This is a genomic window from Microbacterium sp. F01, assembly GCF_056156365.1.
This window is the reverse complement of the sequence record NZ_CM149592.1, coordinates 1,670,176-1,687,972: the sequence shown is the minus strand read 5'-3', so window position 1 is coordinate 1,687,972 and position 17,797 is coordinate 1,670,176. Positions and strand designations below refer to the sequence as shown.

The following is a 17,797-nucleotide window of genomic DNA, read 5'->3' as shown; positions in this document are numbered from 1 at the left end:
ACCCGGCTCGGTCTTCCCGGGCTCAGCGGACGGCGCGGAGCTTCGCGCGCTCGCGCGCCGCGCGGGCCGATGCGATGGCCGCCTCGCGACGGGCCACGGACGCGGGCAGCGAGCGCGCGAACGCGAGCAGCACCCCGCACGCCAGCAGCACCGAGAGCAGCGAGGTGCCTCCCTGCGACATGAACGGCAGCGGGACGCCCAGCACCGGGAAAACCCGCAGCACGACGCCGATGTTGATGAGCGCCTGTCCGACGATCCACACGGTGATGCCACCGGCGGCGATGCGCACGAACGGGTCGTCGGTCTTGCGGATGACGTGGAACGCCCCGACCGCGAAGAGGGCGAACAGCGCCAGCACGACCGCGCAGCCGATGAGGCCGAGCTCCTCCCCCACGATCGCGAAGATGTAGTCGTTCGCGGCGGCGGGGAGCCAGTCGTACTTCTCGCGAGAATTGCCGAGGCCCAGACCGAAGATCCCGCCGCTCGCGAGACCCCAGATGCCGTGCAGCGGCTGGTAGCAGTCGTTGAAGTAGTCGTCGAGGCAGTTCGGGTTCAGGAAGCTCATGAACCGGCGCATGCGGTCGGGGCTCGTGACGGCCAGGAACGCCACGGCGCCCGCGGCGAGGATCGCGGGCAGCACGAAGATGCGCAGCTTGACGCCGGAGAAGAACAGGGCGCCCAGCACGATGAGCACGAGGATCATCGCCGTGCCGAGGTCGTCGCCGGCGAGCACCGTCGCGATCGCGAGGCCCGCCACCGGAACAAGCGGGATGAACACGTGCTGCCACTTGGTGAGCAGGGTCCGCTTTCGGAACAGCACGAACGCGACCCAGAGCGCGAGCCCGAGCTTCAGGAACTCGGAGGGCTGCGCCTGGAACCCGGCGATCGTGATCCAGTTGCGGTTGCCGTCGGCGCCGTGGCCGAGGGGCGTGAAGACCAGCAGCTGGAAGGCGACGCCGAAGATCAGCGCGGGCCACGCGACCTTCTTCCAGAAGGCGACGGGGAGGCGGCTGGCGATGAACATCAGCGGGATGCCGATCACGGCGAACACGACCTGCTTGAGCACCATCTCCCACGGCGCCTCGCCGGCGGCCGTCGCCGTCGCGGAGGTCGCCGACAGCACCATGACGAGCCCGAAGACCGTCAGCAGCAGCGCCGTCGAGGCGATGAGCAGGAACTCGCTCGGCACGGGTGCGAAGACGCGCCCGAGCGACACGCGGGCGGCGAGGCCGCGACGCGCCGGCTTGTCAGCCTCGGTCTTCGGCGCCGCCGGCGTCGTCGCGGCGGGGCGCGTCGGCCGGGCCCGAGGCGGCTGCGTCGTGGTCACCCGGGTCCCCCGTTCCGATCCGTTCCCTCACCGCGGCAGCGAATCTGCGGCCGCGGTCCGCGTACGACGCGAACTGGTCGAAGGATGCGGCAGCGGGAGCGAGAAGAACCACGTCCCCGTCACGCGCCACCCCTGCCGCCAATTCGACGACCTGCGCCATGACCTCTTCAGTCTCATCGGCGTCCACCTCGAACACCGGCACCGCCGGCGCGTGTCGCTCGAACGCGGCCACGACCGCCGTACGGTCGAGGCCGATGACGATCGCCGCCTTCGCCCCGGCGCCACGACCCGAGACCAGGTCGGCGATGTCGACGCCCTTGAGGAGTCCCCCGACGACCCACACGGCTCCCGGGTAGGCCGCGAGCGACGAGGCCGCGGCGTGCGGGTTGGTGGCCTTGGAATCGTCGACCCACGTGACGCCCTCGTGGCGCGCGACGACCTCGATGCGGTGCGGGTCGAGGCGGAAACCGCGCAGCGCCCCACGGATCGCCGCGGGCGCGACATCCAGCGATCGCGCGAGCGCCGATGCCGCCAGGATGTTCGCGACGATGTGGGGCGCTGCGAGCCCGAATGAGGCGAGCTCCTCGACGGTGGTGAGCTCGAGCGCGCTCTTGTGCCGGTCCTCGAGGAACGCGCGGTCGACGACGATGCCCTCGACCACGCCCAGGTCGCTCGGACCCGGCACGCCGAGGTCGAAGCCGATGGCGCGCGCTCCCTCGACGACGTCGGCTTCTTCGACCATCGCCTGGGTCGCGGCATCCGCTTTGTTGTAGACGCAGGCGACGCGCGTGTTGTCGTACACGTGCGCCTTGGCGGCGCGGTACTCCTCGAGGGATCCGTGCCACTCGAGGTGGTCGTCGGCGAGGTTCAGGCACACCGCGGCGTGCGGCGAGAGCGGGTCGAGCGAGTCCTGCAGCCCGAGGTACCAGAGCTGGTGGCTCGACAGCTCGACCACGAGCGCGTCGAACCCTGAGGGGTCGCGCACCGCGTCGAGAACAGGGGTGCCGATGTTGCCGACCGGCGCCGCTCGCAGGCCGCCCGCGACGAGCATCGTGGCCGTGAGGCGCGTGGTCGTGGTCTTGCCGTTGGTGCCGGTGATGAGGATCCAGTCGGCGGGGGTCCCGTCTGCCCGGACCACCTTGTCGCGCACGCGCCACGCGAGCTCGATGTCTCCCCACAACGCGATGTCGTTCTCCCGCGCCCACGAGATGAGCGGATGCCGCGGCGCGAAGCCCGGCGACGCCACGACGACCTCGGGCCCGAACTCGATGAGCTCTGCCGGAACCGACGAGAGCGGCCCGGTCCAGAGTCGCGCGCCGATGACCGGCAGGAGGCGCTCGTACTCCTCATCGGCCTTCTCGGTCACGACGAGGACGTCGGCGCCGAGCTCGGCGAGCGTGTCGGCGACGGAGAAGCCGGTGACCGAAAGGCCGAGCACGGCGACCCGCAGACCCTTCCAGTCGGCGTTCCAGCTGGTGAGGGTGCTCAGGCGTGCCGAGGTCATGTGCGAGAGAGCCATTCGACGTAGAAGAATCCGACCCCCGACACGGCCAGAAGACCGGCGATGATCCACATGCGCACGACGATCGTGACCTCCGACCAGCCGCGCAGCTCGAGGTGATGGTGGAACGGACTCATGAGGAAGAGGCGCTTGCCGCGCGTGATCTTGAAGTAGAGGCGCTGCAGGATCACCGATCCGGGACCGATGATGAAGACGCCGGCGACCAGCACGGCGAGCAGCTCGGTGCGGGTGAGGATCGCCATCGCGGCGATCACACCGCCGATGGCCATCGAGCCCACGTCGCCCATGAAGACCTTGGCCTTGGGCGCGTTCCACCACAGGAACCCGACCAGCGCGCCGACGAAGGACGCCGAGATGATCGCGAGGTCGAACGGGTCGCGCGTCGGATAGCACGCGGCCTTTGCCGCGGCCGAGAGGGCGTCGCCGCCCCAGCACGCCTGATTGAACTGCCAGAACGCGATGAGGCTGTAGGCGCCGACGACGAAGATCGCCGCGCCCGCGGCCATGCCGTCGAGGCCGTCGGTCACGTTCGTGCTGTTGGAGAACGCGACGCCGATGAACGTGATCCACGCGAGGTAGAGGATCCAGCCGGCGATGAGCCCGAGGGTCATGAAGCCCAGAGCCGGCACGTCCCTGAAGACGGAGATGAACGGCGACGCAGGCGTCTGATCGAACTGATTGGGGAAGTTCAGCGCGACGATGCCGAACGGCACCGTGACCGCGACCTGACCGGCGACCTTGCGCCAGCCGCTCAGACCCATGAACTTCTGCTGGCGCACCTTCATGTAGTCGTCGATGAAGCCGACCGCACCGAGACCGACCATCATCCAGATCACGAGGAGGCCCGAGACCGTCGGCGGGTTGTTGCCGACGTAACACCCCACCAGGTAGCCGACGATCGTGCCGACGATGAAGATCGTGCCGCCCATGGTGGGCGTGCCGCGCTTGGTCTGATGGTTGGGGTTGCGGATGTCTTCCGGCGTCCGGATCACCTGACCCCAGCCCCACTTGCGGAAGAGCCGCAGGAACACGGGGGTGAGGAAGAGGGTGAATGCCAGCGAGATCGCCGCCGCGGTAAGGAGAGATCTCACGGGAACGATTCTCCCAGACGATCGCCGAGGAACCGGAGCCCGGCGGAGTTCGACGACTTCACCAGCACGCGATCGCCGTCGCGCAGTTCGCCCTGCAGGTAGTCGAACGCTTCGTCGGCGGTCGAGAAGAAGACGGCCTCGTTGTCCCACGAGCCCTGTGCGACGGCCTCGAGGAACATGCGCCGGGCGGGGTCGCCCACGACGACGATGCGCTGGATGCCGAGCCTCACGGCCAAGAGGCCCACGCGGTCGTGCTCCTCCTCGGCGTACTCGCCGAGCTCGCTCATCGCGCCGAGCACGGCGACGGTGCGCTCTCCGGGCCCCGTGATCTGGGCGAGGGTACGCAGCGCCGCCGCCATCGAGTCCGGACTCGCGTTGTACGCGTCGTTGATGATCCGCACGCGGTCCGACCCGAGCGGCTGCATGCGCCACCGCTCGGCGATCTCGACGGTCTCGAGGCGCGCCACGGCGTCGGCGAGTGAGACTCCGAGCGTCGTCGCGGCGGCGATCGCCGCCAGCGCGTTCATGACGTGGTGCTCGCCCAGCACCCGCAGCCGAAGCGGCAGCGAGACGCCGTCGGCGGTCACGGTGAAGGATGTTCCGGATGCCGAGACCACGACGTCGTCGGCACGCACATCGGTGGCGGCGGGACCGCGGCCGAACCAGCGCACGCTCGCGCCCTGCTCGGCGGCGATGGGCGCCATCGCGGCCACGCGCGCGTCGTCGGCGTTGAGCACCGCCGCTCCCCCGGCGCTCAGCGCGCGGACGAGCTCGGACTTGGCGTGGAACGTCGCCTCGATGCCGCCGAAGCCGCCGGCGTGGGCCATGCCGACCATGAGCACGACGCCGACGTCGGGGTCGACGAGTCCCGCGAGGCGGGCGATCTCACCGGGCGCACTCGCTCCGAACTCGCTCACGAGGTACTTCGTGGTGTGGGTCACGCGCAGCATCGTCAGCGGCGCTCCGACCTCGTTGTTGAACGACGCCTTCGGCGAGACGGTCTCGCCCTCTCCTTCGAGAATGCGGGCGAGCAGGTTCTTCGTCGTCGTCTTGCCGTTCGACCCGGTGATCCCGACGACGCGCAGGTCGCCGGCATCCCGAACCGTCTTGACGACCTCGCGCGCGAGCGCCGCGATCGCCTCGACGACGTCGGTCACGACGATCTGGGAAACGGATGCTGCGACTCGCCGCTCGACGAGGGCGAGGGCGGCGCCCTTCTCGACGGCGGCGTCGACGAACAGGTGCCCGTCCGTCTCTTCGCCGGGCTTCGCGACGAAGATGCCGCCGGGCTCGATCAAGCGGGAGTCGGTGTCGACCGTCCCCGACACGACGGTGTCGAGGGTGTCGCCGTTCTCGAGGTGGACTTCGCCCGAAACGGCACGGGCGATCTGGGCGATGTTGAGCGCGATCATGTGGGGAACTCCGGAAGCTCGGGACACTACCCGAACTTGGGCAGCAGCTCCGGCGACGTCGTCGAGGGCATGACGCGATAGGTCTTGAGAACCTGGGTCATGGCCTTCTGGAACGCGGTCGCGTTGGCCGCAGACGATGTTACCTTCGTCGGCTCGTCGAGGGTGACGACGACGACGTACTCGGGGTCGTCGGCGGGCGCGAAGCCGACCATCGTCGTGTAGTACACACCCTGCTTGTAGTTGCCCTGGCCGTCGCTCTTCTCACCCGTACCCGTCTTGCCGCCGAGGCGGTAGCCGGGGATCGCGACAGTCTTGGCGTAGGGCGCCTGGAGGAAGACGTTCTCGAGCATCTCGCGCATCTGGGCGGACGTGCCCTCGCTGATGACACGCTCGGGCTCGGCGACGTCCGGCTCGACGACCGTGCCGTCGGCCTTCGTGCAGGACTCGATGATCTGCAGCGGCATCTTGACGCCGCCGTTCACGATCGCGCCGTACGCGCGGGCGAGCTCGGGCATGGTCGTCGTGACGCCCTGGCCGAACGAGGTGTTGAGGGTTGTCTGCGCACCCCATTGGTCCGCCGGGTAGATGAGTCCCTGGCCCTCGCCGGGATACCCCGAAGCCGTGCCCTCGCCGATCCCGAAGCGCGTGAAGTAGTCGTAGCGGGTCTGGCTGTCGACCTTCTGGCTGAACTTCGAGATGCCCGCGTTCGACGAGTCGATGAGCACGCCGGTGAGCGTGTAGGTGTAGGCCGGGTGCTGGAACGAGTCGCGAACCCGTGCGCCGCCGTCGAAGTTCTCGAGGCTCGATGCCACGACGGTGGAGTTCGGCGTCTGCCCCGCGGCATCGATGACCGTCGCGGCTGTCAGGCCCTTGAAGGTCGATCCGGGTTCGAACGTGCCGAGGAAGATGCTGCTCGTGCGATCTTTCACCTCTGCGCTGGCGAAGTCATTGGGGTCGACGGTCGGATACTCCGCGGCGGCGCGCACCTTGCCCGTCTTCACCTCGTACACGAGGATCCCGCCGCGCTGCGCGGCCATGCTCTGCGTCTGCTCGGCGATGAGCTGCTGCATGTACCACTGCAGGTCGCGATCGATGGTCAGCTGCAACGTGCCGCCGTCCGTCGCGGGTGTCTCCCGCTCGGTGCCCGGGATGACGACACCGTCCTTGCCCTGCTCGTAGGTGCGCTCGCCGTTCGTCGCGGCGAGACAGGCGTTCTGCGACGCTTCGAGGCTCTCGAGCGGGGTGCCATCCGAGCCGAGGAAGCCGATGAGGTTGCCGGCGACCGCGCCGTCCGGGTAGGTGCGCGCGGGGTGCGAGACGCACGCGATGTACGGCGTCTTCAGGTCGGCCAGCGCCCGGAACTGCTCGGTCGACACGCCTTTCTTGAGCACCGCGTACTGCGAGTTCGGATCCTCGGCGAGAGCAGTGCCGACGATTCCGCGAACCTCCTCGGGCGTCTGGCCCGTGATCTCGGCGACGTCGTTCGACACGTCCGCCCACAGCCGGTCGTCGGATTCTCCGGCGAGCACCTGTTCGTCGATCTGGGTGATGAGCAGCGGAGACAGCTGGCAGTCGTAGCGAAGGATGCTGCCCGCCAGCGTCTGCCCGTTGGCGTCGACGATCGCGCCGCGCGTGCCGTAGAGCGTCTGCCCTCCTGCGAAGGCGACGTCGAGCGAGTCCTTGATGTGGTCGTCGGCGTTCACGACCTGGATGTCGACGAGGCGGACGATGAACCCCGCGAGCACTGCGAGGACGACGGCCAGGGCCACGACGGTTCGGCGGCGGGGGCTTCTCGTGCTTCGTGTCGTCATCTGCGTCTCGTGCTCTGCGCCTCGGGCAGTGGGGCGTCTCGATCGGTTCTCGGCTCGGCGTCGTCGTCTCAGTGTGTGCTCGGGGTGGGCAGTCCGTCCGTGAGCGGCGGCGGAGTGTTGCCGACTCCGCCGTCGGGCGTCTCGGCGACCTCGACAGGCAGCCCGTCGATGGTCGCGTCGGGAACGGTGACCAGGGGCGTGTTCGTGATGAGGGCGTTGGGAACGGATCCGCGGCCGATCGCGTCGACCGACGATGTGCCCATCGCGACCTCCGACGGCCCGAGGATCGCGCCGTCGCTCAGCCGCAGGTAGCTGGGCGCCTCGTTGATGACCATGCCGAGCGCCGCCGCGTTCGCGGCCAGGTACTGCGGCGAGCTGAGCCCGGCGACGTCGTCGTAGAGGATCTGCTTCTCGTAGGTGAGGTCGCGCTGCTGCGTCGTGAGGGCCGCGATCTCGTACGTGCCCTGCGTCGTCATGATCGACAGCGACATCTGGGCCGCGGCGATGAGGAAGGCCCCCATCACGGCGACGATGCCGTAGAAGAGCTTCGGGCGGCGCCGGCGGGCCGGCGCGTCGAGCAGCCGCAGGCGGCGGCGCGCAGCATCCGATCGATCCGGGGCCGCGGCACCCCTCAGGCGAGCGCTGGTGGCGTTCACGATCGTGCTCATCAGGCACCCTCCGCGTGCTCGGGCCTCACGCGCTCAGCGGCTCGGAGGCGCACCGGCGTAGCGCGCGGGTTGACCGCGCGCTCCTCGTCGGTGGCGAGCTCGGCACCTTTGACGAGCAGTCGGAACTTGGGGGCGTGCTCGGGCAGCTCGACCGGCAGCCCCTTCGGCGCGGTCGACGCCGAGGCGTCCGCGAGGGCGCGCTTGACGAGCCTGTCTTCGAGCGACTGGTACGAGAGCACCACGATGCGGCCGCCGACGGGAAGGATGCCGAGGGCCGACGGCACCGCACGCTCGAGCACCGACAGCTCTCGGTTGACCTCGATGCGCAGCGCCTGGAAGACGCGCTTGGCGGGGTGGCCGCTGCGCTGCGCGGCGGCCGGAGTCGCCGCCTGGAGGATCTCGACGAGCCGCCCGGACCGCTCGATCGGCGCTTCGGCGCGCGCGGCGATGATCGCGCGGGCGTAGCGGCCCGCGAGCTTCTCTTCGCCGTAGCGCTCGAAGATGCGCCGGAGGTCGCCTTCGCCATACGTCGCCAGGATGTCGGCGGCCGTCGTGCCCGCCGACTGGTCCATGCGCATGTCGAGCGGCGCATCCTGCGCGTACGCGAAGCCGCGGTCGGCGACATCGAGCTGCAGCGACGAGACGCCCAGATCGAAGAGGATGCCGTCGGCCGCCGCGAAACCGCTCGAGGTCACGGCGTCGGCGATCCCGTCATAGACCGTGTGCACGAGGTGCACGCGGTCGCCGAACGGCGCGAGCCGCTCCCCCGCGATGCGCAGGGCGTCGGTGTCGCGATCGAGGCCGATGAGCTGGAGCTTCGGGAAGCGCTGGAGGAACGCCTCGGAATGACCGCCCATGCCGAGCGTGGCATCGACGAAGACGGCGCCGTCGCGCTCGAGCGCGGGTGCCAGCAGCTCGATGCAGCGCTCGAGCATGACCGGGGTGTGGATGTCGCGCAGATTCATAATCGCCTGGCGGTCCTGGTCCCCAAGCCCTGATCCCCATCCGCTCCGACCTGGCGCCGGGGAAGTGGCGTCAGGGCACGAGCAGCTGGGAGTCACGGCCGAGGGCTCAGAACAGGCCCGGAATCACCTCCTGCTCCAGCTCGGCGTAGCTCTCTTCGTTGGCCTCGGCGTAGGTGTTCCACGCCGTGGCGTCCCAGATCTCGGCATGGGCGCCTACGCCGGTGACGACGAGGTCGCGCTCCAAGCCGGCGTATGCGCGCAGCGGAGGGGGGATCGTGATGCGGTTCTGACTGTCGGGCTTCTCGGCGCTCGCGCCCGAGAGGAACATGCGCAGGAAGTCACGCGCCTGCTTATTGGCAAGCGGCGCCTCACGGATGCGGTCGTGCACCCGCTCGAACTCCTTCTCGCTGAACACGTACAGGCAGCGATCCTGTCCGCGTGTCACGACGACACCCCCGCCAAGGTCGTCGCGGAACTTCGCCGGAAGGATGACGCGCCCTTTGTCATCGAGCTTGGGTGTGTGCGTGCCCAAAAGCATCGGTACATCACACCCCCTTCGTCCGGCCCCCCGGGTTGTGCGCCACTTTACTCCACTCTCCTCCACTTCGCTACCGATTCGTGATCTGGTGCTCCTCCGTCCCCCTCCCGGAGACGGGTATGGGCGGCGCGCGGGCAACAAAAAAGCACCGACCCGAAGGTCGGTGCTTCTCGTGCCGGTTCAGGCGATGGGGACGCTCAGCGCTCCTCCTGCCGCTTGTCCCAGCGATCGTTCATGCGATCCATGAACGAAGAGCTGTTCTGGGGTTTGGCGGGCCGATCGGGTTCGACTCTCGCCTTGCCGGGGCCACGCCCGGGAGTGACGGCGAGGAGTACCCCGCCCAGCATCACGACGAAGCCGATCACACCGACGACGATCAACTGCTGCGATACCCCGACGATCAGACCGCCGAGCCCGAGCAGCACGAGGATCGTGCCGTAGACGATGTTGCGATAGCTCAGAGTGCGTCCGTCGCGGGGCGCGCTGACGACATCCGCGTCGTTGCGCATGAGATGGCGTTCCATCTCGTCCAGCAGGCGCTGCTCCTGTTCGGAGAGTGGCATGCTTCCCCCTCTGTACTTCGGTGGCTCGATTGTACGCGTGCCGTTCCTCACTAGGCTAGGCCCGTGTCCGCCCCTGTTGAGCCGATCGAAGCCATTTCCCAGCGAGTGGACATGTTCATCTCGGCTCAACGTCGGAGTGTGGCCGACGCCGGCCCCGAGGCGGCCCGATTCGTCGCCGCGGGCGCGGATGCCGTCACCGGCGGAAAACGCCTTCGCGGACGATTCTGCATCTCCGGGTGGAGGGCAGTGGAGGAGGCCTCGGGCCCCGCAGGCGTCGCCCCCGCCCCCGTGATCGCCGCGGCCGCCGCTCTTGAGGTTTTCCACGCCGCGGCCCTCGTCCACGACGACCTCATCGACAACTCCGACACGCGACGAGGCCGTCCGTCGGCGCATCGCGCCCTCGAAGCCGGGCACCGCGGCTCGGGCTGGCTCGGCGACGCCGACGCCTTCGGCCGCTCGGCCGCGATCCTGCTCGGCGACCTGCTCGTGGCATGGAGCGACGACCTCCTCGAGGAGGGGCTCGCCGGGACCTCGCCCGACCGCGCGTCAGCAGCCCGAAGCCAGTACGCCCTCATGCGTCGCGAGGTCACGCTCGGGCAGTTCCTCGACGTCGCCGAGGAATCGGCGTTCGCCGGCGAGCCCGACGACAAGCACGCGGAGCGTGCGCTGCGCGTGGCCTCCTTCAAATCGGCGCGCTACAGCGTGCAGCAGCCGCTCGCGATCGGCGCGGCGCTTGCGGGGGCGGATGCTGCGCAGGCGGCGGCGCTGGCCGCGTTCGGGCATCCGCTCGGCATGGCGTTCCAGCTGCGTGACGACGTGCTCGGCGTGTTCGGCGACGAGGCCGCGACCGGCAAGCCGTCCGGCGACGACCTGCGCGAGGGCAAGCGCACCGTGCTCATCGCGTACGCGCGCGAAGCACTCGCGCCCACCGCCCGGCGGATCGTCGACGAGCTGGTCGGCGACCCCGACCTCGACGCCGATCAGGTGGCGTCACTCCAGCGGACGATCGTCGACACCGGCGCCCTCGACCGAGTCGAGCGACTCATCGCCGACTACGCGCACGAGGCCGATCGCGCCCTGTCGGGCGCACGGCTCGGCAACGCGGCCGTGGGCGAGCTGCGCGATCTCGCGCGCGCCGCGACGATCCGCACGACGTGAGCTCCCGGTCCCCTGAGCTCGGCCCCGGTCCCTGGGCTCGTCGAAGGTCAGGCCAGGGTGCGGGCGACCCGCCGGACCTCGCTCTTGCGACCGGCGAGCAGCGCCTCGATCGGCGCGATCCCGATCGTGTCCTCGGAGGTCAGCAGCCAGTCGATCGCCTCGTCGTCCGTGAAGCCGGCGTCGTGCAGCACGAACACGGTGCCTCGCAGTGATGACAGCGGGTGCCCGTCGACCACGAAGACGGACGGCACCTTGAAGACGCCGTCGCGCTTGGCGCCGACGAGGTAGTACTCATCGAGCAGTCGGCGCACCCGGCCGAGCGGTTCGCCGAGCACCTCCACGAGGTCGGGCAGGGTGAGCCAGTCGGTCTCGAAGCGCGGAGCGGCGTCAGAGGTCACGAAAGCAACTATCTCAGATCGGATCCCGCGCTCGTCCACCCCACTTTGGTCACACGAGTAACAGAAACCTCTCTTGATAACACCAGTTGACACCTATAAATATCCGTGACACGGTTCTCGAAGTCGGCTGAGGGGGGAAACTCGTGCGACAGGTACGCAATGCAAGAAGTCGTGTCGACCACGGAGACACGCCGTCGCGGGCGATCTTCGCCGGTGTGCCCGTGGCCGTGGCGGGGTCGATCGCGCTATCTCTGTCGGCGGTGCCGGCACATGCCGCGACGACGGATGCCGCGCCCTCGAGCGTGCCGCGCACGATCGGCGCCTCAGCTGTGAGCGTCCCCCGCGTGACCGCCCTGCCCACGGTCCGCGTGACGGCCGAGGCCGCCCCGGCGACGTACACGGTGCAGCGCGGCGACACCGTGAGCCGCATCGCGGCGCGGTTCGGTCTGCGCACCAGCGACGTGCTCGCCCTCAACGGGCTCGGCTGGTCGTCGACGATCTACCCCGGCCAGGTGCTCACGCTCAGCGCCGCTGCCGCCGCACCGGCGCCCGCCGCCCCCGCGCCGGCTCCGTCCACCGGCACGTACACCGTGCAGCGCGGTGACACGATCAGTGCGATCGCCAAGCGCCACGGCACCACCACGAACGCGGTGCTCTCGGCCAACGGGCTCGGCTGGTCGTCGATCATCTACCCCGGGCAGACCATCAAGATCCCCGGTGCGGCGACGTCGGTCCCCGGGCTCACCGCGGAGCAGACCTCCAACGCGCAGCTGATCGTGCGGATCGGGCGCGAGCTCGGCGTGTCCGATCGCGCCATCGCCATCGCCCTCGGCACCGCGATGCAGGAGTCATCGTTGCGCAACGTGACGTGGGGCGACCGCGACTCGCTGGGCCTGTTCCAGCAGCGCCCGAGCTACGGATGGGGCACCGAGGCGGAGGTGCAGGATGCCGCGCGCGCGACGCGCGCCTTCTTCGGCGGCGCCGGCGACCCCAACGGCTCGCGCACGCGCGGGCTGCTCGACATCCCCGGCTGGGAGAACCTGACCTTCACGCAGGCCGCCCAGGCCGTGCAGATCTCGGCATACCCCGACGCGTACGCGAAGTGGGAGGCTTCGGCCTACTCGTGGCTCGCGGCGCTTCGGTGACGAGCGGGTCACATTGCGGTCTCGCGGGTGAGCCGCTCCGCCGCCTCGCAGGCACGGATCCGTAGACTCTCAGGGTGAGCACGAGTCAGCAGACGGACCCGCTGATCGGCCGTCTCGTCGACGGCCGATACCGGGTGCGTGCTCGCATCGCCCGCGGCGGCATGGCGACTGTGTACGTGGCGACCGATCTGCGCCTCGAGCGCCGCGTCGCCCTCAAGGTCATGCACTCGCATCTGAGCGACGACACGGTCTTCCAGAGCCGGTTCATCCAGGAGGCCCGCGCGGCGGCCCGCCTCGCCGATCCTCACGTAGTCAACGTGTTCGATCAGGGCCAGGACGGCGACATGGCGTACCTCGTCATGGAGTACCTCCCCGGCATCACGCTGCGCGAGCTCCTGCGCGAGCAGCGCCGGCTGACGGTGCCGCAGGCGATCTCCATCCTCGACGCCGTGCTGTCGGGTCTCGCCGCCGCACACAAGGCCGGCATCGTCCACCGCGACGTCAAGCCCGAGAACGTGCTCCTCGCCGAAGACGGTCGCATCAAGATCGGCGACTTCGGGCTCGCCCGAGCGACGACCGCGAACACCGCGTCGGGTGCGCAGCTGCTCGGAACCATCGCGTACCTCGCCCCCGAGCTCGTCACCCGCGGCACCGCCGACGCCCGCAGCGACATCTATGCCATCGGCATCATGCTGTACGAGATGCTCACCGGCGAGCAGCCCTACAAGGGCGAGCAGCCGATGCAGATCGCGTTCCAGCACGCGACCGACTCGGTGCCGAGGCCGAGCGTGAAGAACCCGGGCGTTCCCGAGCCCCTCGACGAGCTCGTGCTCTGGGCGACCGAGAAGTCGCCCGACGAACGGCCCCTCGACGCGCGCGAGATGCTGCAGCGCCTGCGCGACATCGAACGCGAGCTGGGCATCTCCCCCGTCGTCGCCCGCACCGGCCCCATCGGCATCGTGCGCGACGACGTCGCTGCGACCGGCGAGCTCACGGCGGTGCTGCCCAGCACGGCGACCGGACCCGTCGCCACGATGGCCGAGGTCGACAACGCCGGCCGGCTCCGCCGCGCCACCCAGCGCCGCCGCTCGCGCGGTGGATGGCTCGTCGCCCTCGTCGTCGTGCTCGCGGCGCTCGCCGCTGGCCTGGGCTGGTGGTTCGGCTCCGGTCCGGGGTCGATGGTCCCGGTCGCCGACGTCACCGGCATGACGTTCGAGCAGGCGTCGGCGCGCCTGCAGGAGGACTCGCTCGTCGCCGTACAGCAGGGCGAGTACAGCCTCGACGTCGCCACGGGGCAGGTCATCCGCAGCGATCCGGGGGGCGGCACCCGCGTCGACAAGGGCGCCGAGGTGAACGTCTACGTCTCGCTCGGCCCGCAGGAGGCGACGTTCGCGTCGTTCTCGGGAATGCCCGACGCCGACGCGCGCGCGGCGCTCCAGGCCCAGTCGGTGTCCGTCCCCGACGAGAGCGCGAAGTTCTTCACCGACGCGGCCCCCGACGTCGTGATCGGCGTGGTCATCCGCCCCGCCGGTGCGCCGGAGGACGGCTCGCAGGACGTCGCCTGCATGGACGGCTGCACCGTCCACCAGGGCGATACCGCGCGTCTCCAGGTGTCGCTCGGACCGCTTCCGAACGTCGCGGGCGAGAGCGAGGGCAAGGCACGCAGCACGCTCGAGGGTCTCGGACTCGTGGTCGCCGACCCCAGCCAGACCGAGTCCAGCGACTCGGTGGACGAGGGCCGCGTGATCCGTGTCATCGGCAAGGAGGACGACAGCTGGCTCGCCCCCGGCGATACCGTGACCCTCGTCGTGTCGACCGGTCCCGAGTTGTTCGAGGTGCCCGACTTCGAGGGCATGACGCTCGCCGAGGCCCGCCAGGCGGCCTCCAACGCGGGCTTCTCCATCGACTACGACGACCGCTGGGACGCCTTCCCCGATCCGTTCACCCAGGTCGAGTCGCAGAAGCCCGACGCCGGCGACATGGAGCCCAAGGGCACCGTCATCTCGCTGCGCATCGCCGCCGCCCTCTGACGCCCGACAAAGAAGATCCCGGATGCCTCGGGGCGAGGCATCCGGGATCTCCTGTGTGTCAGACGCGGGAGGTCAGCGCTTCTCGAGCTCCTCCGCGACGAGGAAGGCGAGCTCGAGGGACTGCATGTGGTTCAGGCGCGGGTCGCACAGCGACTCGTAGCGCGTCGCAAGCGTAGCCTCGTCGATCTGCTCGGAACCCCCGAGGCACTCGGTGACGTCGTCGCCGGTGAGCTCGACGTGGATGCCGCCGGGGAACGTGCCCACCGCGCGGTGCGCCTCGAAGAAGCCGCGGACCTCGTCGACGACGTCGTCGAAGCGACGCGTCTTGTAGCCGGTAGGCGTCGTGATGCCGTTGCCGTGCATCGGGTCGGTGACCCACAGCGGCACCGCGCCCGAGTCCTTCACGGCCTCGAGGAGAGGCGGCAGCGCGTCGCGGATCTTGCCCGCACCCATGCGCGTGATGAAGGTGAGGCGGCCGGGCTCGCGGTTCGGGTCGAGCTTGTCGATGAGCGCGAGCGCCGTCTCGGGCGACGTGGTCGGGCCGAGCTTCACGCCGATGGGATTGCGGATCTTCGAGAAGTAGTCGACGTGCGCGCCGTCGAGTTCGCGCGTCCGCTCGCCGATCCACAGGAAGTGCGCCGACGTGTTGTACGGCGTGTTCGTGCGCGAGTCGATGCGCGTCATGGGCCGCTCGTAGTCCATGAGCAGGCCCTCGTGGCCGGTGTAGAACTCGACGCGCTTGAGCTCGTCGAAGTCGGCGCCGGCGGCCTCCATGAACTTGATGGCGCGGTCGATCTCGGTCGCGAGGCGCTCGTACTGCTGGTTGGCGGGGTTCTGCGCGAAGCCCCTGTTCCAGGAGTGCACCTCGCGGAGGTCGGCGAAGCCGCCCTGCGTGAACGCGCGGATGAGATTGATGGTCGACGCGGCCGTGTGGTAGCCCTTGAGCAGCCGGTTCGGGTCCGCCTTGCGCGACGCCTCGGTGAAGTCGTAGCCGTTGACGATGTCGCCGCGGTACGCCGGGAGCGTGACGTCGCCACGGCTCTCGGTGTCGCTCGAGCGGGGCTTGGCGAACTGGCCCGCCATGCGACCCATCTTGACGACCGGCATCGACGCGCCGTAGGTGAGCACGACGGCCATCTGCAGCACCGTCTTGATGCGGTTGCGGATCTGCTCGGCGGTGGCGCCGGCGAAGGTCTCGGCGCAGTCGCCGCCCTGGAGGAGGAACGCCTTGCCGGAGGCGGCACGCGCGAGGCGCTCGCGGAGGTTGTCGACCTCACCCGCGAACACGAGCGGCGGCAGAGTCGCGAGTTCCGCGGATGCCTCAGCCACCGCGTCCGCGTCATACCACTGGGGCTGCTGCTTGATGGGCAGGGTCCGCCAGTGGTCGAGTGCGTCGAGGTGCTGGAGCATCCCCCGATTCTAGCCGTGGCACGGAGGGCACCGGCGCCGCGTGACGACCGGCCACCAGGCGTTCAGCGGGTCTTCGGCTTCAGCCGGTCCTTGACGGTCGACGCGTAGACATCGTCGTACTCCTGCTCCCCCAGCCGCTGCAGAGCGACCATGATCTCGTCGGTGATCGAGCGCAGGATGTAGCGGTCGCCCTCCATGCCTTCGAAGCGCGAGAAGTCGAGCGGCTCGCCCACGACGATGCCGACCCGCACGATCCGCGGGACCGTGGTGCCGATCGGCATCATCGTGTCGGTGTCGACCATCACCACCGGCACGACCGGCACGTGCGCCTCGAGCGCCATGCGGGCGATGCCGGTGCGGCCGCGGTAGAGCTTGCCGTCGGGGCTGCGGGTGCCCTCGGGATAGATGCCGAGCAGATCACCGCGACCGAGGACCTGAAGACCCGTGTTGAGGGATGCCTCGGACGCCTTGCCGCCGGAGCGGTCGATGGGCAGCTGTCCCGTGCCCTTGAAGAACATGCGGGTCGCCCAGCCTTTGAGGCCTTTGCCGGTGAAGTAGTCGCTCTTGGCGAGGAATGCGACGGGCCGGTCGAGCATGAGCGGCAGGAAGATCGAGTCCACGAACGAGAGGTGGTTGCTCGCGAGGATCGCGGCACCCTCCGCGGGGACGTTGCGACGGCCGACGATCCACGGGCGCCAGATCGCCTTGACGATCGGTCCGATGACCACGTATTTCATCAGCCAGTAGAACATCGCGCTACGCCTCTGTCCCCGCGAGATCGGCCGCTCCGATGAGGCCCGCGTCGTTGACGAGCTTCGCGATCTTGAAGCTGGCGATCGGCCGGTCACCGTAACCGGGCAGCGACTTCTCGTATGCGAGGCGCATCGGCTCGAGCAGGGCATCGCCGAGCTGGGCGACGCCGCCGCCGATGACGAAGAGCTCCGGGTCGAGCACGGCCTGGAACCCGCCGCACGCCTCGCCGAGCGCGGTCGCGACGCGCCGCAGCGCCTCCGCGGCGCCGGCGTCGCCGGCGAGCACGAGGCGCGACACGGCCGGTCCGCTGATCTTGCCGTTCTCTGCCCGGTGCGCCGCCAGCGCGGCGCCGATGCCGCCGCCGTCGGCGATGTCGTTGGCCTCGCGCTGCAGAGCACGGCCCGACGCATACTGCTCGAGGCATCCGTGCTGACCGCAGCCGCAGAGGATGCCGTCGCGGATGAAGCGGATGTGGCCGAGTTCGGCGGCGACGCCGTGCCCGCCGCGGAACAGCTTGCCGTCGAGCACGATCGCTCCGCCCACGCCGGTGCCCATCGTGAGCATGACCATGTGGCCGACGCCGCGCCCCGCGCCGAAGCGATACTCGGCCCACCCCGCGGCGTTCGCGTCGTTCTCGATCGTGACCGGCAGGCCGATCCCGTCTTCGAGCGTCGCCTTCAGCGGCTCGTTGTGCCACGCGATGTTGGGGGCGTGGATGACGGTCGCCCGGTCGCGGTCGATGAAGCCGGCGGCCGCGACGCCCACGGCGGCGACCTCGTGCGCCGCGCGGAAGTAGCGGGCCATGTCGACGACGGCCTGAGCGAGCGCCGCGGTGTCGGTGGGCGTGTCGACGCGGAGCTGCTCGGCGATGGCGCCGTCGGAGTCGACGACCCCGCCCGCGATCTTGGTTCCGCCGATGTCGATGCCGACCTTGAGCACGATCTCCCTCTCCGGCCGCCGCACGCGCGACAGCGCCTTGAAGTCTATCCAGGAGGGCACTGTCCAC

16 protein-coding genes are annotated in these 17,797 nt (G+C 69.7%); 3 read left to right on the top strand and 13 right to left on the bottom strand.

Annotated features, from left to right (window positions below; translation table 11 throughout):
* Nucleotides 1-22 precede the first annotated feature (22 nt).
* From ftsW to ACVN90_RS07470, 9 genes are all read right to left on the bottom strand, one after another.
* Nucleotides 23-1,327: a putative lipid II flippase FtsW gene (gene ftsW, locus ACVN90_RS07510; protein WP_475101512.1), complete on the bottom strand. Its 1,305-nt coding sequence runs from the start codon at nucleotides 1,325-1,327 to the stop codon at nucleotides 23-25.
* Nucleotides 1,248-2,831, bottom strand: coding sequence for a UDP-N-acetylmuramoyl-L-alanine--D-glutamate ligase (gene murD, locus ACVN90_RS07505; RefSeq protein WP_475101511.1), 1,584 nt, complete (start codon nucleotides 2,829-2,831; stop codon nucleotides 1,248-1,250). Before murD ends, ftsW begins: the two co-directional genes overlap by 80 nt.
* Complete coding sequence (gene mraY / locus ACVN90_RS07500) at nucleotides 2,828-3,940, bottom strand: phospho-N-acetylmuramoyl-pentapeptide-transferase (RefSeq protein WP_475101510.1); 1,113 nt, start codon at nucleotides 3,938-3,940, stop codon at nucleotides 2,828-2,830. Before mraY ends, murD begins: the two co-directional genes overlap by 4 nt.
* Nucleotides 3,937-5,352, bottom strand: a complete 1,416-nt coding sequence (locus tag ACVN90_RS07495) for a UDP-N-acetylmuramoyl-tripeptide--D-alanyl-D-alanine ligase (RefSeq protein WP_475101509.1) — start codon at nucleotides 5,350-5,352, stop codon at nucleotides 3,937-3,939. Before ACVN90_RS07495 ends, mraY begins: the two co-directional genes overlap by 4 nt.
* A gap of 26 nt (nucleotides 5,353-5,378) precedes the next feature.
* On the bottom strand, nucleotides 5,379-7,163 hold the full coding sequence (locus tag ACVN90_RS07490) for a peptidoglycan D,D-transpeptidase FtsI family protein (RefSeq protein WP_475101508.1): 1,785 nt from the start codon (nucleotides 7,161-7,163) through the stop codon (nucleotides 5,379-5,381).
* Nucleotides 7,164-7,231: 68 nt separating this feature from the next.
* Nucleotides 7,232-7,831 (bottom strand): cell division protein FtsL, encoded by a 600-nt coding sequence (gene ftsL, locus ACVN90_RS07485; RefSeq protein WP_475101507.1) that lies wholly within the window; start codon nucleotides 7,829-7,831, stop codon nucleotides 7,232-7,234.
* Entirely contained in the window at nucleotides 7,831-8,796 is a 966-nt protein-coding gene (gene rsmH / locus ACVN90_RS07480; RefSeq protein ID WP_475101506.1) for a 16S rRNA (cytosine(1402)-N(4))-methyltransferase RsmH, read from the bottom strand. Before rsmH ends, ftsL begins: the two co-directional genes overlap by 1 nt.
* A gap of 106 nt (nucleotides 8,797-8,902) precedes the next feature.
* A complete protein-coding gene (gene mraZ / locus ACVN90_RS07475) occupies nucleotides 8,903-9,334 on the bottom strand; it encodes a division/cell wall cluster transcriptional repressor MraZ (RefSeq protein ID WP_056367092.1) in 432 nt (143 codons plus the stop codon).
* A 197-nt stretch (nucleotides 9,335-9,531) separates the two neighbouring features.
* The gene (locus ACVN90_RS07470; protein WP_475101505.1) at nucleotides 9,532-9,897 is read right to left on the bottom strand and encodes a DUF3040 domain-containing protein; all 366 of its coding nucleotides are present in this window, start codon (nucleotides 9,895-9,897) and stop codon (nucleotides 9,532-9,534) included.
* Nucleotides 9,898-10,008: 111 nt separating this feature from the next.
* Here ACVN90_RS07470 and ACVN90_RS07465 point away from each other — a divergent pair, with 111 nt between their 5' ends.
* Nucleotides 10,009-11,055 (top strand): polyprenyl synthetase family protein, encoded by a 1,047-nt coding sequence (locus tag ACVN90_RS07465; RefSeq protein ID WP_475101504.1) that lies wholly within the window; start codon nucleotides 10,009-10,011, stop codon nucleotides 11,053-11,055.
* 47 nt (nucleotides 11,056-11,102) lie between these two features.
* Here ACVN90_RS07465 and ACVN90_RS07460 read toward each other — a convergent pair whose 3' ends face one another.
* Nucleotides 11,103-11,453: an Rv2175c family DNA-binding protein gene (locus ACVN90_RS07460; RefSeq protein ID WP_475101503.1), complete on the bottom strand. Its 351-nt coding sequence runs from the start codon at nucleotides 11,451-11,453 to the stop codon at nucleotides 11,103-11,105.
* 215 nt (nucleotides 11,454-11,668) lie between these two features.
* On the opposite strand from ACVN90_RS07460, the gene ACVN90_RS07455 reads away from it, so the two are divergent.
* Nucleotides 11,669-12,598 (top strand): LysM peptidoglycan-binding domain-containing protein, encoded by a 930-nt coding sequence (locus tag ACVN90_RS07455; RefSeq protein ID WP_475102082.1) that lies wholly within the window; start codon nucleotides 11,669-11,671, stop codon nucleotides 12,596-12,598.
* A 74-nt stretch (nucleotides 12,599-12,672) separates the two neighbouring features.
* Nucleotides 12,673-14,628 (top strand): Stk1 family PASTA domain-containing Ser/Thr kinase, encoded by a 1,956-nt coding sequence (gene pknB / locus ACVN90_RS07450; protein WP_475101502.1) that lies wholly within the window; start codon nucleotides 12,673-12,675, stop codon nucleotides 14,626-14,628.
* A gap of 72 nt (nucleotides 14,629-14,700) precedes the next feature.
* Here the strand turns inward: pknB and ACVN90_RS07445 are convergent, their stop codons facing one another.
* The 3 genes from ACVN90_RS07445 to ACVN90_RS07435 form a co-directional block, all read right to left on the bottom strand.
* Nucleotides 14,701-16,038, bottom strand: coding sequence for a class II 3-deoxy-7-phosphoheptulonate synthase (locus tag ACVN90_RS07445; protein WP_475101500.1), 1,338 nt, complete (start codon nucleotides 16,036-16,038; stop codon nucleotides 14,701-14,703).
* Nucleotides 16,039-16,100: 62 nt separating this feature from the next.
* Nucleotides 16,101-16,790 (bottom strand): lysophospholipid acyltransferase family protein, encoded by a 690-nt coding sequence (locus ACVN90_RS07440; protein WP_056367086.1) that lies wholly within the window; start codon nucleotides 16,788-16,790, stop codon nucleotides 16,101-16,103.
* A gap of 4 nt (nucleotides 16,791-16,794) precedes the next feature.
* Nucleotides 16,795-17,730: an ROK family glucokinase gene (locus ACVN90_RS07435; RefSeq protein WP_475102081.1), complete on the bottom strand. Its 936-nt coding sequence runs from the start codon at nucleotides 17,728-17,730 to the stop codon at nucleotides 16,795-16,797.
* Between the last annotated feature and the right edge of the window lie 67 nt (nucleotides 17,731-17,797).

Bases quoted from the DNA above. Each gene is read 5' to 3' on its own strand.
- ACVN90_RS07490 (WP_475101508.1), bottom strand. From the start codon at position 7,163: ATGACGACACGAAGCACGAGAAGCCCCCGCCGCCGAACCGTCGTGGCC.
- rsmH (WP_475101506.1), bottom strand. From the start codon at position 8,796: ATGAATCTGCGCGACATCCACACCCCGGTCATGCTCGAGCGCTGCATC.
- ACVN90_RS07440 (WP_056367086.1), bottom strand. From the start codon at position 16,790: ATGTTCTACTGGCTGATGAAATACGTGGTCATCGGACCGATCGTCAAG.
- ftsL (WP_475101507.1), bottom strand. From the start codon at position 7,831: ATGAGCACGATCGTGAACGCCACCAGCGCTCGCCTGAGGGGTGCCGCG.
- ACVN90_RS07470 (WP_475101505.1), bottom strand. From the start codon at position 9,897: ATGCCACTCTCCGAACAGGAGCAGCGCCTGCTGGACGAGATGGAACGC.
- murD (WP_475101511.1), bottom strand. From the start codon at position 2,831: ATGACCTCGGCACGCCTGAGCACCCTCACCAGCTGGAACGCCGACTGG.
- ACVN90_RS07445 (WP_475101500.1), bottom strand. From the start codon at position 16,038: ATGCTCCAGCACCTCGACGCACTCGACCACTGGCGGACCCTGCCCATC.
- ACVN90_RS07465 (WP_475101504.1), top strand. From the start codon at position 10,009: ATGTTCATCTCGGCTCAACGTCGGAGTGTGGCCGACGCCGGCCCCGAG.
- ACVN90_RS07495 (WP_475101509.1), bottom strand. From the start codon at position 5,352: ATGATCGCGCTCAACATCGCCCAGATCGCCCGTGCCGTTTCGGGCGAA.
- mraZ (WP_056367092.1), bottom strand. From the start codon at position 9,334: ATGCTTTTGGGCACGCACACACCCAAGCTCGATGACAAAGGGCGCGTC.